The sequence below is a fragment of the Rhizomicrobium electricum genome, from assembly GCF_011762045.1.
GTDB lineage: Bacteria > Pseudomonadota > Alphaproteobacteria > Micropepsales > Micropepsaceae > Rhizomicrobium > Rhizomicrobium electricum.
In genome coordinates, this window is record NZ_JAASQS010000003.1 from 395,381 (window position 1) to 411,568 (window position 16,188).

At 64.2% G+C, this 16,188-nt stretch carries 15 protein-coding genes and 1 pseudogene; 12 read left to right on the forward strand and 4 right to left on the reverse strand.

Annotated elements, in window-relative coordinates; all coding sequences use genetic code 11:
- The first annotated feature begins 72 nt into the window (after positions 1-72).
- The 7 genes and pseudogenes from FHS84_RS07410 (at position 73) to FHS84_RS07435 (ending at position 8,676) form a co-directional block, all read left to right on the forward strand.
- The gene (locus FHS84_RS07410; protein ID WP_166932475.1) at positions 73-2,175 is read left to right on the forward strand and encodes an FG-GAP-like repeat-containing protein; all 2,103 of its coding nucleotides are present in this window, start codon (positions 73-75) and stop codon (positions 2,173-2,175) included.
- Between the two features lie 118 nt (positions 2,176-2,293).
- On the forward strand, positions 2,294-2,767 hold the full coding sequence (locus tag FHS84_RS07415; protein ID WP_166932478.1) for a cupin domain-containing protein: 474 nt from the start codon (positions 2,294-2,296) through the stop codon (positions 2,765-2,767).
- A gap of 68 nt (positions 2,768-2,835) precedes the next feature.
- Positions 2,836-4,791 (forward strand): annotated as a pseudogene (locus FHS84_RS07420) (heme lyase CcmF/NrfE family subunit); the annotation flags it as partial.
- Positions 4,792-4,890: 99 nt separating this feature from the next.
- Positions 4,891-5,376 (forward strand): DsbE family thiol:disulfide interchange protein, encoded by a 486-nt coding sequence (locus FHS84_RS23060; RefSeq protein ID WP_425061558.1) that lies wholly within the window; start codon positions 4,891-4,893, stop codon positions 5,374-5,376.
- The gene (locus FHS84_RS07425) at positions 5,373-5,813 is read left to right on the forward strand and encodes a cytochrome c-type biogenesis protein (RefSeq protein WP_166932480.1); all 441 of its coding nucleotides are present in this window, start codon (positions 5,373-5,375) and stop codon (positions 5,811-5,813) included. The genes FHS84_RS23060 and FHS84_RS07425 overlap by 4 nt, the downstream gene beginning before the upstream one ends.
- Entirely contained in the window at positions 5,813-6,724 is a 912-nt protein-coding gene (gene ccmI, locus FHS84_RS07430) for a c-type cytochrome biogenesis protein CcmI (protein WP_166932482.1), read from the forward strand. Before FHS84_RS07425 ends, ccmI begins: the two co-directional genes overlap by 1 nt.
- A gap of 137 nt (positions 6,725-6,861) precedes the next feature.
- On the forward strand, positions 6,862-8,676 hold the full coding sequence (locus FHS84_RS07435; protein ID WP_208393750.1) for a right-handed parallel beta-helix repeat-containing protein: 1,815 nt from the start codon (positions 6,862-6,864) through the stop codon (positions 8,674-8,676).
- Between the two features lie 158 nt (positions 8,677-8,834).
- Here the strand turns inward: FHS84_RS07435 and FHS84_RS07440 are convergent, their stop codons facing one another.
- Genes FHS84_RS07440 through gyrA form a run of 3 tightly spaced genes read right to left on the reverse strand, consistent with a single transcriptional unit; the run spans position 8,835 to position 12,565 of the window.
- Positions 8,835-9,308 carry a peptidylprolyl isomerase gene (locus tag FHS84_RS07440; protein WP_166932484.1) on the reverse strand — a complete coding sequence of 158 codons (474 nt, stop codon included), beginning with the start codon at positions 9,306-9,308 and terminating at the stop codon, positions 8,835-8,837.
- A gap of 17 nt (positions 9,309-9,325) precedes the next feature.
- Positions 9,326-9,835 carry a pantetheine-phosphate adenylyltransferase gene (coaD, locus tag FHS84_RS07445; RefSeq protein ID WP_166932486.1) on the reverse strand — a complete coding sequence of 170 codons (510 nt, stop codon included), beginning with the start codon at positions 9,833-9,835 and terminating at the stop codon, positions 9,326-9,328.
- 9 nt (positions 9,836-9,844) lie between these two features.
- Complete coding sequence (gene gyrA / locus FHS84_RS07450; protein ID WP_208393751.1) at positions 9,845-12,565, reverse strand: DNA gyrase subunit A; 2,721 nt, start codon at positions 12,563-12,565, stop codon at positions 9,845-9,847.
- Between the two features lie 472 nt (positions 12,566-13,037).
- On the opposite strand from gyrA, the gene FHS84_RS07455 reads away from it, so the two are divergent.
- Both FHS84_RS07455 and FHS84_RS07460 read left to right on the forward strand, forming a co-directional pair.
- Positions 13,038-13,430: a bactofilin family protein gene (locus tag FHS84_RS07455; protein WP_166932491.1), complete on the forward strand. Its 393-nt coding sequence runs from the start codon at positions 13,038-13,040 to the stop codon at positions 13,428-13,430.
- Positions 13,427-13,936, forward strand: a complete 510-nt coding sequence (locus tag FHS84_RS07460; protein WP_166932494.1) for a bactofilin family protein — start codon at positions 13,427-13,429, stop codon at positions 13,934-13,936. Before FHS84_RS07455 ends, FHS84_RS07460 begins: the two co-directional genes overlap by 4 nt.
- Positions 13,937-14,119: 183 nt before the next feature.
- Here FHS84_RS07460 and ssb read toward each other — a convergent pair whose 3' ends face one another.
- A complete protein-coding gene (gene ssb, locus FHS84_RS07465; RefSeq protein ID WP_166932496.1) occupies positions 14,120-14,587 on the reverse strand; it encodes a single-stranded DNA-binding protein in 468 nt (155 codons plus the stop codon).
- A gap of 193 nt (positions 14,588-14,780) precedes the next feature.
- Between ssb and FHS84_RS07470 the strand changes: the two genes are divergently transcribed.
- The 3 genes from FHS84_RS07470 (at position 14,781) to FHS84_RS07480 (ending at position 16,181) form a co-directional block, all read left to right on the forward strand.
- Positions 14,781-15,410: an ATP-binding protein gene (locus tag FHS84_RS07470; RefSeq protein ID WP_166932499.1), complete on the forward strand. Its 630-nt coding sequence runs from the start codon at positions 14,781-14,783 to the stop codon at positions 15,408-15,410.
- Positions 15,411-15,587: 177 nt separating this feature from the next.
- Positions 15,588-15,740, forward strand: a complete 153-nt coding sequence (locus tag FHS84_RS07475) for a hypothetical protein (protein ID WP_166932502.1) — start codon at positions 15,588-15,590, stop codon at positions 15,738-15,740.
- Between the two features lie 285 nt (positions 15,741-16,025).
- Positions 16,026-16,181: a hypothetical protein gene (locus FHS84_RS07480; protein ID WP_166932504.1), complete on the forward strand. Its 156-nt coding sequence runs from the start codon at positions 16,026-16,028 to the stop codon at positions 16,179-16,181.
- Positions 16,182-16,188 lie beyond the last annotated feature (7 nt).

A 16,188-nucleotide genomic window follows, 5' to 3' on the forward strand; every position in this document is an offset into this window, starting at 1 on the left:
ATCGGTTCGCCCCGATGGTGCTAGCGCCGGCAACCCTGTTAGCTGTTCCGTAATCCGTATAGGGACGATTTCATGACCGCCCAGATCGACGAAGCCGCCTACATCTCCGGCGTGAATGCCGACGGCACCATTGCAGCCAAGGCCTACTGGGGCTGGGACGGCTCAACGCCTGCCGGCTACGCGACCGGTTACACCGATGCGCGCAAATGGGGTTCCGATACGGCCAAGACCGGCGCGACGATCAGCTACTACTTCGACACCCACGCCGCCTGGTCGGCGACCGAAACGCAGGTCTTCCATTCCGCACTGGCGTTGTGGTCTGCCGTCGCCGATGTGACCTTCACCGAAACGACCAGCAGCGACAGCCCCAACATTACTTTCTTCCGCGGTTACGACGGCGCAGCGACGACGATTTCCTCCGCAATCGACAAGAGCGGGACCGGCGGCCAGCCCGGCGGCACGCACCTTCTCTCGATGGCAAGTGCCACCGTTTCGATCGACACCACGAATTTCCCTCTCACCGGCACCGGCGGACCAATGACGGCGCTGCACGAGATCGGTCACGCGCTGGGGCTCGGCCACGCCGGCCCCTACAACAACTCCGTCGATCCGTCGATGCAGCAGAACGGCTCCTGCGATACCCGCGCCTGGAGCGTGATGAGCTACATCGCCGACGCCGGTGCGAACTGGAAAAGCGCCCAGCCGGAAAGCTGGATGCCGCTCGACATCCTCGCCATCCAAAGCATCTACGGCGTGGCCAAGACGACGCCGCTATCGGGCGGACAGGTGTTCGGCTTCAACAGCAACATCGGCGGCGATCTTGCGCCGGCGTTCGATTTCACCCGCAACACCACGCCGGTGGTGACGCTGTGGGATAAGGGCACCGGCAACACGCTCGACATTTCGGGCTATACGCAAGCGGCAACCGTCGATCTCAATCCCGGTGCGTTCTCGAACGTCGGCGGGCTTACGCGCAATATCGCCATCGCCTACGGCACCGCCATCGATACCCTGGTGTGCGGCAGCGGCAATACCTCGGTCGTCTGCAACAATGACGGCGACATCGTACGCGGCGGCGCCGGCAACGACACCTTCACCGCCGGTGCCGGCAATGACGTGCTCGACGGCGGCGGCGGCAGCAACACGGTCCTCTTCACCGGTCCGCAGAGCGCTTATACCGTCGTCAACAACGCCGACGGCAGCATGACGGTGAGCGGGCTCGGGGCGGTCGATACGCTGACCAACATCCAGACCGTGCGCTTTCTCGGCAACGCAGCCGCGGCCCCGCTGACCGACGATTTCAACGGCGACGGCCAATGCGACCTGCTTTGGCAGAACGACAACGGCAGCGCCGCAATTTGGACGCTGAACGGCACCGCGGTAACGGGCGGCGCCCTCGCCGGTCCCAATCCCGGACCGGCCTGGCACGTGATTGCCTCGACCGATTTCAACGGCGACGGCAAGGCCGACATTCTGTGGCAGAACACGAACGGCAGCATCGCGATCTGGACCATGAACGGCACCACCGTCGTCAGCGGCGGGATCGTCGGCTCCAATCCCGGCAGCGACTGGCGTCTGGTCGGCACCGCCGACTTCAACGGCGACGGCAAGGCCGATCTCGTCTGGCAGAACGCAAGCGGCGCCGCCGCCATCTGGACGATGAACGGCACGTCCGTCGTATCCGGCGCCTATGCCGGCCCCAATCCGGGCGCGAGCTGGCATCTTATGGCGACCGGCGATGTCAACGGCGACGGCAAGGCCGATCTCATCTGGCAGGCCGACAACGGACAGGTCGCGATCTGGACCATGAACGGCGCCACGGTGACGGGCTCCGCGGCCATCGGCCGGGCCGATCCGTCGTGGCATGTCAAAGCCGCGGCCGATTTCGACGGCGACGGCAAGGCCGACATCCTGCTGCAGAACGACAGCGGCCAGGCCACGACGTGGTTCATGAACGGGACTTCCGTTGCGTCGAGCGGTCTGACCGGTCCCAATCCCGGCGCAAGCTGGAGCATTGCGCGCGCCTGCGATTTCAATCACGACGGCAAAGCCGACATTTTATGGCAGCGCTCGGACGGGCAGGCCGCTTTGTGGACCATGAACGGGATTTCCGTGGCGGGTTCGGCGCTGATCGGCACCGCCCCCGGCGCGTCATGGCATCTCGCGACGGGCTGATATTCCGCGGCGGCATGTTGCGGCCACACCGAATTCGTATGCGAGCTATACGAAATTGGAATTAGGGGAACCGGCATGCACCCCCTATTTGGCCCTCAACCACCAAGGAGGGTTCGACGTGAACAACACCGCTGCCGTTGCGGAAGAGCGCATCTGGTTTCTCAATTCGCTGATGACCGTTTGCCGTTCGAGCGCCGCGGGCCGCGACGGCGTTTCGGTGATCGAATTCCGCGCGCCGTACGGCGATGCGCCGCCCACCCACGTCCATCATGACGACGACGAGATTTTTCATCTCATCGAAGGCCGCATGCGTTTCCGCGTCGGCAATGACGAGTTCGTGCTCGAAGCCGGTCAGACGGCCGTCGCGCCCAAGGGCATTCCGCATGCGTTCCGCGTCGAGTCGCCCGAAGGCGCGCGCGGCCTCAACATGATGGCGGGTCCCAATTTCGAGAACTTCATCCGCGCCATGGGACGGCCGGCCGAAACCGCGCAGTTGCCCGAGCCGTCGGCGCCGACGCCCGCCGAGATCGAGCGCCTGGCGCGGACCGCCGCCGTCTACGCGATGAAAATCCTCGGCCCGCCGATGTCCTGACCGTCGCGAACTTGCCGATTGCCGTGGGGCGCTCTAGATAGAGTCCCCACGTCGGCGCTCGCGAGCTCATGATTGCCGAAATCGGTCTTTTTGCCCTGATCCTGGCGCTGCTGATTGCGGCGGTACAGTCGGCTGTGCCGCTGGTCGGTGCGGCGCGCGGACAGGCTTCGTGGATGAAGCTGGCACCGTCCGCTGCGAGCGCCCAGTTCGGGCTGATCGCGCTGTCGTTTGCGGCGCTGGTCTGGCTGCATGTGACGAGCGATTTTTCCGTCGCCAACGTCGTCCACAACAGCCACACCGACAAACCGCTGCTCTACAAGATCACCGGCGTGTGGGGAAACCACGAGGGCTCGATGCTCTTGTGGGTGCTGATCCTCGCCTTCTACGGCCTCGCGGTCGCATTGTTCGGCAAGAACCTGCCCCCAGCGTTGCGGGCCCGCGTACTCGCGGTCCAAGGCATGATCGCGTTCGGATTTTTGCTGTTCATCCTCGCGACCTCTAATCCGTTCGAGCGCATCAGCCCGCCGCCGGTCAATGGCGAAGGCCTCAATCCGCTCTTGCAGGACCCCGGCCTCGCCTTCCATCCGCCGTTTCTCTATCTCGGGTATGTCGGCTTCTCGATGGCGTTCTCTTTTGCCATCGCCGCATTGATCGAAGGCCGTGTCGACGCTGCCTGGGCGCGTTGGGTAAGGCCGTGGACGCTGGCGGCGTGGTGCGCCTTGACGCTCGGCATCGCGATGGGCTCGTGGTGGTCCTATTACACCCTCGGCTGGGGCGGCTGGTGGGCGTGGGACCCAGTCGAAAACGCCTCGCTGATGCCTTGGCTCGCGGGCACCGCCTTGCTGCATTCCGCCATCGTGGTCGAAAAGCGCGACACCTTGAAGGGCTGGACGATATTCCTCGCCATCCTCGCGTTCTCGCTGTCGCTGCTCGGCACCTTCCTGGTGCGTTCCGGCGTGCTGACCAGCGTCCACGCCTTCGCCAACGATCCCGCGCGCGGAAAGTTCATTCTCGCTCTGCTCGCGATCGTCACCGGCGGTTCGCTGATCCTGTTCGCGGCCCGCGCCGGAGCCTTGAAAGCCGGCGGCATCTTCGCACCGGTCTCGCGCGAGAGCGGCCTCGTCTTCAATAATCTGTTCCTCTCCTGCGCCGCCGGGACCGTCCTCCTCGGCACCTTGGCGCCGTTGATCGCCGATGCGCTGCATCTACAGAAGCTGTCCGTCGGCGCTCCGTGGTTCAATCTGGTGGTGCCGGTCCTGCTGACCCCAATGCTGCTGGTGATGCCGCTCGGCCCGCTGCTAGCCTGGAAGCGCGGCGACGGCATCGAAGCCTTGAAGCGCGCCCGCTTTGCCGCTGTCGTCGCTGCCGCCACCATCATTGTCACCCTCGTCCTCACCCGCGCCGTATCCGCCTTGCCTGCCTTGGGTCTCGGCCTCGCCGCATGGCTGCTGTTCGGCACCTTGACCGAATGGACCGGCCGCGTCGGCCTGTTCCGCAAACCGCTGCGCCAAACCCTCGCGCACGCCCGCCATCTGCCGCGCGCGATGCACGGCATGGCATTGGCGCATATCGGCATGGCGATTTTCTTGATCGGGGTCACCGGCTCGCTATCGTGGCAGAGCGAAAAGCTGCTGGTGATGCACCCCGGCCAAAGCACGACCATCGCCGGTTACACCGTCCGCTTCGTCGGTGTCGAAGACAACGCCCGCGGCCCCAATTACACAGCCGATCGCGGACTCTTCTTCGCCGAGAAAGACGGCCGCACGCTCAGTGTGATGCGCCCCGAACGGCGGCTCTACGACAACCCGCCCGAGCCGAAATCGACCGTCGCCATCCTCACCAACTTTGTCAGCGATCTTTATGTCGTGCTGGGTGAGTCCGACGATCACGGCGGCCATGTCGTGCACATCTTCCACAATCCGCTGGTGCCGTGGATCTTCTTCGGCGCCGTCGTGATGGTCCTCGGCGGTCTCGTTTCTCTCAGCGACCGGCGCTGGCGCATCGGCGCCCCCAAAAAAGCCGCGCGCTTTGTCGAAGTGGAACCCGCACCGCGGCGCGAGATCAAAATCCCCGTCGGCGGACGTTACGCCCTTCCGGCGCTGGCGTTTCTGATCCTGGTCGGCGTGTTTTTCTGGCGCTTGCAGCAGACCGCCGCGGGCGACACGCCCAATCTCATTCCCTCGGTGTTGATCGACAAGCCCGCGCCCGCATTTGCCCTCAAGCCGCTCTATCCCGGCCAACCCAGCTTTGCCACCACCGATTTGAAGGGCCGCGTCACGCTGGTGAATTTCTTCGCCTCCTGGTGCCTGCCGTGCCGCGCCGAGCATCCGGTGCTGCGCCTCGTCCAAGGCCACGGTATCGCGCTGGTCGGCATCGCCTACAAGGACAAGCCGGACGACGCGCAAGGCCTGCTTGCCGAACTCGGCAATCCTTACACGCGGGTGGCGGCCGATGCGGACGGGCGCACCGGCATCGATTTCGGCGTTTCGGGCGTGCCGGAAACCTATCTGATCGACAAGAACGGCATCATCCGCCGCAAAGTCGCCGGCCCGCTGACCGAAGACGTGTTGAAGAACGACATTCTCCCGCTGGCGGAGAAACTTCAATGAAACGTGCGCTTCTCGCCCTTGTGTTCCTGGTGCCCGCCTTCGCGGTCCAGCCCGACGAGGTGATGAAAGACCCGCAGCAGGAGGCGCGCGCCCGCACCATCGGCAAGGAACTGCGCTGTCTCGTCTGTCAGAACGAATCCATCGACGAGTCCGATGCCCCGCTGGCGCGCGATCTGCGTCTTCTCGTGCGCCAGCGCATCGCCGCGGGCGACAATGATGCCCAGGTGAAAAACTACATCGTCGCGCGCTACGGCACTTACGTTCTGCTCAAGCCGCCGTTCGATCAAACCTGGCTGTTGTGGCTGGGACCGTTCCTGCTGCTCGGCGCCGGAGGGATTGGCGTGTTGGCGTGGTATCGCCGCCGCCCGCTCGAAACCCCGCCGCTCAGCGAAGCCGAACGCGCCCGCCTCAAATCCCTGGAAGAAGGCGACACCTGATGCTGGGACTCGCCTTCGCGCTTGTGACGCTGGCAACGCTCGCCGTGTTGCTGTGGCCGATGCTGCGCGTCCCGGCGCCGCTCGGTACCCGCACCGATTACGACCTTGGCGTTTATCGCGCCCAGCTTGCCGAACTCGACGCGGATGCCGCGCGCGGTCTCATCGCGCCCGATGCCGCTGCCGCCGCCCGTACCGAAATCCAGCGCCGCATGCTCGCCACAGCGCCCTCGCCCGCACCCGCCGACGACCGGACCGCGCGCAAAACCGCCGCCATCGTGATCGCCGTCACGCTGCCGCTTGCCGCCGTCCTTTTATATATGGCCTATGGCCATCCCCGGCTGCCCGGCGCGCCGTATGCCGAGCGCCTCAAGCATGAGCCCGCGGTGATCCTCGCCGACGCCGGCGCCAAAATGGAAACCCAACTCGCGGCCAAGCCTTCCATCGCCGGCTATCGCCGCCTTTCGGAATTCTATTTGCGCACGAATGATGTGGCGCATGCCGCCACGGCGCAGAAGCGTGCGATGGAGCTTGGTGCCGACACGGCTGCCGATTGGGCCGACCTCGGCGAGATCAGCGTGTTGGCCGCTCAAGGCGCCGTCGGCCCCGACGCTCTCACAAGTTTCGCGCAGGCGTTGAAGCGCGAGCCGCGCGAACCGCGGGCGCGCTTTTATGTCGGTCTGGCCGAAGCCGAGATCGGTCATGCCCGCCGCGCCGTCGCGATCTGGCGCGACCTCGAACGGGATTCCAAAGCCGACGCGCCATGGCTGCCGGTTTTGCGCGGCCAGATCGAGGCGGTGTCGAAAGCAGGCAAGTTCGATCCCACCACCGTGCCGCCGGAAGCACCCTCGGTTGCAACACTCGATCAGGCGATCGCGGCCATGGCCAACGCGATGAGCGGTCCGGCGAAGTAGTGTTCTCAACTCTGCGTGAGAAGCGGCGGCAGCCGCCACGCGGCCGCGGTGACAGTGCCGCTGCGTCCGGTTTATACTGTCGGCCAACAGACTCGCTGCGGCAGCCGCGCGAATTCACCAAAACAGGGAGACCGGGAATGCGCTTCAAAGCACACCTCCTCGCATGGACCATGATTGTGAGCGCTACCAGTGCTTTAGCGGCCCCGTCGGGCGGGCCTTACGGGCCGGTCGCCACCAGCTACGCCATCCCGAAGGCGCCGCACGTCTATTACGTGGCCCCCGACGCCAAGCCGGATGCGGCAGGCACCACGCTCGGCGCACCCACCACCCTCGAAACCGCCGTTGCCAAGGCGGTGTCCGGTGACGCGATCATTCTGCGCGGCGGCGTCTACCGCACCGGTTCGCTGACCTTCAACCAGAAGATCATTTTCCAGCCCTACAAGAACGAGCATCCGGTCCTGAAGGGCACCGAGATCGCGCACAATTGGCAGCCGGCCGGCAATGGCGTGTGGAAGACGTCGTGGACCAAGCTGTTCCCCGCCGCGCCGCTCGCCTGGTGGAACCGCGCTCACGAAGAAGCCGCGACGCCCTTGCACCGCTTCAACAACGACATGGTGTTCGTCGACGGCGAATTCCTGCAAAGCGCCGGCAGTCCGGCGGAGGTCAATCCGCACACCTATTACATCGACTATGCCGCCAAGGAGGTCTATGTCGGCGCCGATCCGGCCGCGCACACGGTCGAAATCACCGCCCATGACGGCGCCCTGATCCGCACCAGTCAGCCGGTCAACGGCAAGGTCAACGACCGCAAGGGCCCGATCATCCGTGGCCTGACGATCACGCAATATGCCCGCCGCTGCCTCGAAATCGAAGGCAAGAAGCAGTTCGGCCCCAACGACGAGCCGACCGACGAACCGGTCGGCAAGGCCGACGCCGCAACCTACGGCAAGGAAGCTGTCGGCTCGGTGCTGGAGAACAACACCATCTCCTATTGCTCGCGCGTCGGCGGTTGGTTCCGCGGCGATCACATGACGATCCGCAACAACGCGTTCAGCGACACCTCGACCGAGAGTATCTATGTGATCGGCTCGACCGACGTAGTGATCGAGAAAAACATCGTCCGCCGCAACAACATCGAGAAGCTCACTGGCTACTTCCCCGGCGCGGTCAAGATCTTCAACCAGACCCACCATGTCGTCTTCCGGGACAACGTGGTGTTGGACAATCCCAATTCCAACGGCGTCTGGTACGATGTCGGCAATTACGAAGCCGAATTCGTGAACAACTACGTCGAAGGCGCGCAGGTCGGCTTCTTCTTCGAAATTTCCAACAGCGCCACCGTTGCCGGCAACGTCTTCGTCAACAACGGGCGCGGCGCCTGGGCGTTGAACTCGCGCAACGTGCACATGTACGACAACACCTTCGTCAACAGTCCGGCCTCGTTCAGCCGCAACGGACGCACGCCCAAGGGCGACGTCTTCTCGTGGCATTCCTCGACCGGTCCCGATGTCGACGAACGCCAGGGCCACATCTTCGTCAATAACCTCGTCGTTGCCGACGCGGCCTATCGCGAACCACTGTTGCAGATCGAACAGTCGCCGGATCTTTGCGGCAAGCTGACCACCTCGCCGCTGACCGCGATCGACGGCAACGTCTATGTCCGTCCGGCTACGAATACGGCCCCGTTCGCGTCGTGGTCGCCCGCCGCCGGCACCGATTGCACGGCGAAACCAGCCAGCCTCGCTGATCTCAAAAAGGCGGTGCCCGGCATCGAGGCCAAAGGCCGTCAGATCGATGCGGCGCCCGCCGATGTGTTCAAGAGCCCGGACCTCAAGCGGTTCGAACTCGTGAAGCCGCTCCCGGCCGCGCTGCCGACCCCGCCGGCCGTGCTGAAAATGCTGGGCTGGAAGACGGGCGGCACCGTGGGCGCGTATCAGCACGCGGGGAAGTAAAAACGAGTGTCATCCCGGACGCGCCCAAGACGATGCCGCCATCTGGCACCAGGGCGCGATCCGGGACTCACCCGGAAATCTGAAGATGCTGAAGTGGGTCCCGGCTCTTCGCGCTCCTACGCACGATATGCTTCGGAGCGCTCGGCCGGGATGACAGCCTACTCCGCGTCCGCCACGCGCATCTTCACGATGCGGTCGGGTTCGCCCTTGACCATGCCGGATTGCCCGTCACCCTTCTTGATGGCGTCGACATGGTCCATGCCGTCGATCACTTTGCCCCACACCGTGTACTGACGGTCGAGGAAGCGGGCGTCGTCGAAGCAGATGAAAAACTGGCTGTTGGCGCTGTGCGGATTATTGGTGCGCGCCATCGAGCAGGTGCCGCGCACATGCGGCTCCTCGTTGAATTCGGCCTTGAGGTCGGGCAGTTCCGAACCGCCCGAACCGGTGCCGGTCGGATCGCCGCCCTGCGCCATGAAGCCGGCGATGACGCGGTGGAAGGCGACGCCGTCGTAGAAACCGGAATTGGCCAGTTCCTTGATGCGCGCCACGTGATTGGGAGCGAGATCGGGCCTCAGCTCGATCGTCACCGGCCCCGACTTCAATTCCATGATCAGCCGTTCTTGGCTCATGTTCTCGGTCCCCAAAATCAGTTGGCCAAATCCTTGGCCCGTTGTTTCAACAGTTCGACGACGTGCGCACTGACGAATGGCGACACGTCTCCGCCCAAGACGGCAATTTCCTTGACCAGCCGCGATGCGATCGCCTGGTGCTGCGGATCGGCCATGAGGAACACCGTCTCGACGTCGGATTTCATCGCGGCGTTCATCCCGACCATCTGGAATTCGTATTCGAAATCACTGACCGCGCGCAAGCCGCGGATGGTCATCTGGGCGCCGACTTCACCGGCAAATTCCATCAAAAGGCCGTTGAAGGAGCGCACCTCGACGGTCGCCTTGCCCGGCCCCATCAAGCCCGCCACCTCCTCGCGCATGATTTCCACCCGCTCTTCGAGCGTGAACAGCGGCGTTTTGGAGGCGTTGGTCGCCACCCCGACCACGAGATGGTCGACCAGTTTCACGGCCCGCTTGATGATGTCCAAATGGCCAAGCGTCGGAGGATCGAACGTCCCTGGATAAAGGGCGATGCGTTTGGCCATGGGGCTCCCCTATGCGCTGTCGTCGCTTTCCGCGACGATGCGTTCCACCGAAACCACGCGCTCGCTGCCGTCGACACGGAAAACCGTGACGCCTTGCGCCGAGCGGCCTTGCACGCTGATCGAACCCACCGGCACGCGGATGGTCTGACCGGCGTTGGAGATCAGCATCAGGTCGTCGCTCTCTTCCACCGGGAAGGCGGCGATGATGGCGCTGTTCTTCCGGCCCATGCCCATCGCAACGATGCCCGAGCCGCCGCGGCCGGTGACGCGATACTCGTAGGACGAGGTACGCTTGCCGAAGCCGTTCTCCGATACCGCCAGCACGAACTGCTCGTTCGCACCCATCGCGGCGAACCGCTCCTGGGTGAGCACGACGTCCTCGCCGCCCTCTTCGGTTTCGTCCGCCGGCGCGTCTTCCGACGGCAGTTCTTCGCCCAGGGCCCGCCGCGCCGCACTCGCCTGTTTTAGATAGGCGCGCGCTTCGGCGCTCGATGCGTCGGAATGCGTCAGCAGCGTCAGCGACACCACCTCGTCGCCGTCCGCCAGCTTGATGCCGCGCACGCCGGTGGATTCGCGTCCCTTGAAGACGCGGATGTCGCCGAGCGGGAAGCGGATGCACTTGCCGAGCTTGGTGGTGAGCAGCACGTCGTCGCGATCGGTGCAGATCGAGACGCCGACGATGCCGTCGCCGGCTTCGAGCTTCATCGCGATCTTGCCGGACTTGTTGATGCTGACGAAATCCGAGAGCTCGTTGCGCCGCACGTTGCCGCTCTTGGTGGCGAACACGACGTTGAGTTTCTCCCACTGGCTCTCGTCTTCGGGCAGCGGCAGGATGGTGGCGATGCGCTCGCCTTCGGACATCGGCAACAGATTGACCAGCGCCTTGCCCTTGCCCTGGATGCGCGCCTCGGGCAGCCGCCAGACCTTCAGCTTGTAGGCCATGCCGTTAGAGGAAAAGAACACCATCGGCGCGTGGGTCGAAGCCACGAACAGCGAGGTGACGAAATCCTCTTCGCGCGTCGCCATGCCGGCGCGGCCCTTGCCGCCGCGGCCCTGCACGCGATATTCGGCGAGCGGCGTCCGCTTGATATAGCCGGCGTGGGTGACGGTGATCGCCACGTCCTCGCGCTCGATCAGCGCCTCGTCTTCGAGTTCGACTTCGGCATCGACGAGTTCGGTGAGCCGCGGCGTCGCGTATTCGTCGCGCACCGCCTTCAACTCGTCCTGGATGATCGAAAGCACGCGCGGACGCGAACGCAGGATGTCGAGATAATCCTTGATCGCCTCGCCCAGCTTTTTCACCTCGTCGCCGATTTCGTCGCGGCCGAGGGCGGTGAGACGCTGCAGGCGCAGTTCGAGGATCGCCTTGGCCTGCTCTTCCGACATGTGGATGGTGCCGTCTTCGGCGATCTGATGGCGCGGATCGGCCACCAGCATGACCAGCGGCGCCACATCGCGCGCCGGCCAGGCGCGTTCCATCAACTGCACCTTGGCGGTCGCCGCGTCGGGCGCCCGGCGGATCAAGGCGATGACTTCGTCGATATTGGCGACCGCAACCGCCAAGCCTGCCAGGATGTGGGCGCGATCGCGCGCCTTGGCCAGTTCGAACCGCGTGCGCCGCGTCACCACTTCCTCGCGGAAGGTGACGAAGGCCCCGATCAGTTCCTTCAGATTCATCTGCTGCGGCCGCCCGTCGTTGATCGCGAGCATGTTGACGCCGAAGCTCGTCTGCAGGTCGGAGAAGCGGTAGAGCTGGTTCAGCACCACCTCGGCCGAGGCGTCGCGCTTCAGCTCGATCACCACGCGCATGCCGTGCCGGTCGCTTTCGTCGCGGATGTCGGAGATGCCCTCCACCCGCTTGTCGCGCACCAGTTCGGCCATGCGTTCCTGCATCCGCGCCTTGTTCACCTGGTACGGAATTTCGTGGACGATGATCGCTTCGCGGTCCTTGCGGATTTCCTCGACCGTGCACTTGGCGCGCATCAGGATCGAGCCGCGCCCGCGCGCCAGCGCCGAACGCGCCGCCGCCTTGCCGATGATGAGGCCGCCGGTCGGAAAGTCCGGACCCGGCACGATTTCGGTCAGCGCATCCATCGAAATGCCGGGATCGTCCATGTAGGCGAGGCAGGCGTCGATGATTTCGCCGAGATTGTGCGGCGGGATGTTGGTCGCCATGCCGACGGCGATGCCGGAGGCACCGTTGACCAGAAGGTTCGGATAGCGCGCCGGCAGGACGATCGGCTCTCTCTCCGAACCGTCGTAATTGGGCTGGTACTCGACCGTATCCTTGTCGATGTCCTCGGTCAGCGTATGGGCGACCTTGGCGCGGCGCGCTTCGGTGTAACGCATGGCGGCCGGCGGATCGCCGTCGACCGAGCCGAAGTTGCCTTGGCCGTCGACCAGCGGCACGCGCATCGAAAACGGCTGCGCCATGCGCACCAGCGCGTCGTAAATGGAGGAATCGCCGTGCGGATGGTACTTGCCCATCACGTCGCCGACGATGAGGGCCGATTTGCGGAAAGGCTTGTTCCAGTCGCGGTTGTTCTCGTGCATCGAGAACAGGATGCGACGGTGCACGGGCTTGAGGCCGTCGCGCGCATCCGGCAGGGCGCGGGCGACGATCACGCTCATGGCGTAATCGAGATAGGAACGCTTCAGTTCGTCTTCGATCGCAGTCGGGCTGACGCTCGAGCCCGAAGACGGCGGCGTGGGAACAGAGGTATCGCTCAAAAAAACGGATCCTTCACAGGCGCAATGTGTGGTGGAGCGCGGCGCCCCACCCACCGACATTTCGCCCCCGGACACACCGGCCCAGAAGCGGCAAATCGACCGTAGTTCCTAGCACTTTGGAGGCCGGTTCTGCCAGTGAAAGATGCGGCCGAGGCGGTCTAGGCAAGCTATTGAAAATAAAAGATGAATATCGCGTCTTTTGGGCTCGGGGCGGCGCCCAAACAGCCGCTTTGGCGCTGGGCGTGCGGAGCCTGATTCTAGGCCGCGGCGCCGCCCCGCGCCGGAGCCCAGCGACAGCCCCCGCCGAAGCCGTCGCGGCCGCCGGGACCGGGGCTGCGATTTTGTTTCTACGACTTACATCCATCGGCGCGAGACACAGACCATCAAATTCTGCGATCGGCGTCGGCGCGCGCTTGCGATGCGGCTACAATGCGGGCTTAATCGTCACCGGGGGTTGAACAGGAACGGGTTCATGTTCGCCCAGACGCGCAAGACTGCCGATGAGCACGAACAGCCGCCTTCGCATGTGGGGCGGGGTTTGAAAGTCACGGGCGTCCTCGATATCGACGGCGATCTTTATGTCGCCGGAACGGTATCGGGCCGCATCAATGCGCATCGCGTGGTGCTGTCGCCGGAATCGAATGTCGAGGGCGACGTCGTCGCCAACGAGGTGCATCTCGAAGGGCGGTTCAACGGCCGCATCTTCGCCCTCGCCGTGACGGTGGAAAGTTCCGCAAATGTCACGGGAAAGATCTTCCATAACACCGTATCGGTGGCACGCGGGGCTCGGGTCGACGGCAGAATGCCGTGGCGGCCGCCCAGTTACTTCGAGACACTCACCCAACTACCGGAGACACGCCCATGAGCAGCATGTTCACCCGCAACGACAAGGGTCCGGAAACCCCGCCCGCACCGGCCGCCAAGCCCGGCGAGCGCACTGAGCCGGCGCCCACGCCGCAAGCGACAGCCGAGCCGGTGAAGCGTCCGCTCGCGTCGGCGCAGCCGATAGCGGCGGCCAGCCCGCGCGGCGTTTCTGTCATCAGCCGCGCGCTGAAGATCACCGGCCAGCTCGAGAGCTCGGAAGACATCCAGATCGAAGGCGAAGTGAACGGCGACGTGCGTGCCGCGGTGGTGCGCGTCGGCGCCGGCGCCAAGGTCAACGGCACGGTGTCGGGCGAAGAGGTCGAGCTCTCGGGTACGATCGAAGGCAAGATCGAAGCCAAGAAGGTCGTGTTGACGAGTTCGGCCCATATGGAGGGCGATATCGTGCACCAGGACATCGCGATCCAGTCCGGCGCCTATATCGCCGGACGCCTGCAGCCCGAATACGGCAAGACCAACGTCCAGCCGTTGAAGGCCAAGGCGGAGTAAAGCCGCAGCTTTCCGGAGTACCGCGTTCAGCGCCATGCGCGGGCAAGAACTGCGCTGTCTCTTTCCTCCTCCGCGGAGAAGGCTCGGCGAGCCACTCGACATTCGGATAGCGGGGAGGAAAGAATACGCAAACGCGGAGCCGAGACGATCTCGACTCCGCGTTCGATGTATTTGGCGATGGCCTTAGAACGGAATTTCGTCGTCCAGTTCGGGGCGGTCGAAGCTCTGCGGGGCGTCGCCGCCGCCGGACGAGACGCGGCCCTGGCCGCCACCACCGCTGAAGGAACCGGCCCCTTCGCCGCGAGCGTCGAGCAACTGCAGTTCGCCGCGGAAACGGTTCAGCACAACCTCGGTGGTGTACTTCTCCTGCCCGTCCTTATCGGTCCATTTGCGGGTGGCGAGCTGGCCTTCGAGATAGACCTTGGAGCCCTTGCGCAGATACTGCTCGGCGATCTTGGCGAGATTTTCGTTGAAGATCACCACGCGATGCCACTCGGTCTTCTCCTTGCGCTCGCCCGAGGACTTGTCACGCCAGGACTCCGAGGTCGCCACCGACAGGTTCACGATCGGTTCACCCGACGTCATCCGCCGCACTTCGGGGTCGCGCCCGAGGTTGCCGACCAAAATCACCTTATTCACGCTGCCTGCCATGGTTACTTCCTTTCCGGACGTGCGAAGGAGAGCCTAGCGCGTATCATCCGGTTCCGCTTGCGGGAACCTAGCGTCAGTTCTTATTATGTTCTCATCTGGCGAGTCAATCCCCAACTTCGTTTCGCTCGAAGGGGAACGGGGACAATCGCGATCCGCCCGCAATCACGCTAGGGTAGTCGAAGCGAGGGGCGTCATGGGACTGGAACAGATACAGCTCCGGCCGGGCATGTATGTCGGCAACACCGCCGACGGCACCGGGCTCGACAACATGGTCGCCGAGCTGGTCGCCAACGCCATGGCCGAGGCTCCGCCCTGCGACCGCATCGATGTCAGCCTGTACGACGGCGACGTCGTAGCCGTGCGCGACAACGGCGCCGGCATGCCGGTCGAGACCGATCCCGAATGGGATGTGCCGCTGGCCGAGCTGTTGGTGACCCAACTCGGCGGCGCCGCCGATTTCAAGGTTCACCCCAACCGCTCCGAAGACCTCATCGGCGTCGGCCTGCCGGTGGTCAATGCGCTGTCGGAGGAGTTCGCGGTCCGCATTTGGCGCGGCAGCCTCGAATACGCCATGCGCTTTTATCTCGGCGCCTTCGTCCACCGGCTGCAATGCACCGGGGCGGCCGGCAACTACAAAGGCCTGCCGCGGCGCGGCACCGAGATCGCCTTCATCCCCTCGCCCCGCTTCTTCACTTCGACGACTTACGATTTCGCCCGGCTGGAACAGCGCCTGCGCAAGTTCGAATTCTTCCAGTGCGGTATCGCCATCACCCTCGCCGACAAGCGCGGCGGCCAGACGCGGGAAGCGACCTTCGCGGCGTAAGGATCGCCTGCCCCGCCGAGGAAGTTGACGGGCGAAGCGCTTCGGTCCCGGCGAACTCCGCCGCAGAGCTACACAACTTTTTGCAGTCTGGACGCAAGTCTCGAACACTTGGTAATGTCTACTTACCAATTGGCATGTTACAGCGAAATCGGATTTCTCCGTTCACTAGGAGACTGCATGATGGCCACCGACACGCCTGCGAAAGACCGCGACGAGAAAGCCACCGACCGCAGGCCGTGGCGCAGCCCGCTTTTCACAGAGCTTGCGGACGTACACGACACCAGCAAGGCTTTCACCCCTGTCGATTTCATCACATCCGGCCCGTCGTAATCGCCTGTTGGTTTCACGTCGCGCAGCCACACCAGGCTGCATCCAAATGGACCTCGCCTTGATTTTTGCGGGGCCATCGGTGCGTTCGGAGTGGTCCATCCGCCTGCTGAGCACCTGTTACGCCGATCCCGCGCCCCTTACGACGGGATGCTCCCATGCAGATGGGACAAGCGGACACGCATTCGTGATTCGACCGGAACGCCGCCTCTGCAAATTCTGTAGACATCGCAATCACGTGTGCTTATTTTCACGTAATAGTAGTGTTTGCGTTAGCGGGGGAGTTCTATGGATACAACCGGAACGACGGCGGATGATCGCTGCGGGAAAACCACCAACCGCAAATCGTGGCGCAACCCGCAAGTTACCGTGCTGGCGGATATCGAGGACACGAGCAAGATTGATGATCTGCTCGAATTTTCTGAAAGCCAGGGCCCGTCGTAATTGCCGG

Coding starts and splice junctions, on each gene's coding strand:
- FHS84_RS07410 (WP_166932475.1), top strand. CDS start 73: ATGACCGCCCAGATCGACGAAGCCGCCTACATCTCCGGCGTGAATGCC.
- FHS84_RS07455 (WP_166932491.1), top strand. CDS start 13,038: ATGTTCGCCCAGACGCGCAAGACTGCCGATGAGCACGAACAGCCGCCT.
- ssb (WP_166932496.1), bottom strand. CDS start 14,587: ATGGCAGGCAGCGTGAATAAGGTGATTTTGGTCGGCAACCTCGGGCGC.
- coaD (WP_166932486.1), bottom strand. CDS start 9,835: ATGGCCAAACGCATCGCCCTTTATCCAGGGACGTTCGATCCTCCGACG.
- FHS84_RS07425 (WP_166932480.1), top strand. CDS start 5,373: ATGAAACGTGCGCTTCTCGCCCTTGTGTTCCTGGTGCCCGCCTTCGCG.
- FHS84_RS07460 (WP_166932494.1), top strand. CDS start 13,427: ATGAGCAGCATGTTCACCCGCAACGACAAGGGTCCGGAAACCCCGCCC.
- FHS84_RS07480 (WP_166932504.1), top strand. CDS start 16,026: ATGGATACAACCGGAACGACGGCGGATGATCGCTGCGGGAAAACCACC.
- FHS84_RS07435 (WP_208393750.1), top strand. CDS start 6,862: ATGCGCTTCAAAGCACACCTCCTCGCATGGACCATGATTGTGAGCGCT.
- ccmI (WP_166932482.1), top strand. CDS start 5,813: ATGCTGGGACTCGCCTTCGCGCTTGTGACGCTGGCAACGCTCGCCGTG.
- FHS84_RS07440 (WP_166932484.1), bottom strand. CDS start 9,308: ATGAGCCAAGAACGGCTGATCATGGAATTGAAGTCGGGGCCGGTGACG.
- FHS84_RS07475 (WP_166932502.1), top strand. CDS start 15,588: ATGATGGCCACCGACACGCCTGCGAAAGACCGCGACGAGAAAGCCACC.
- FHS84_RS07470 (WP_166932499.1), top strand. CDS start 14,781: ATGGGACTGGAACAGATACAGCTCCGGCCGGGCATGTATGTCGGCAAC.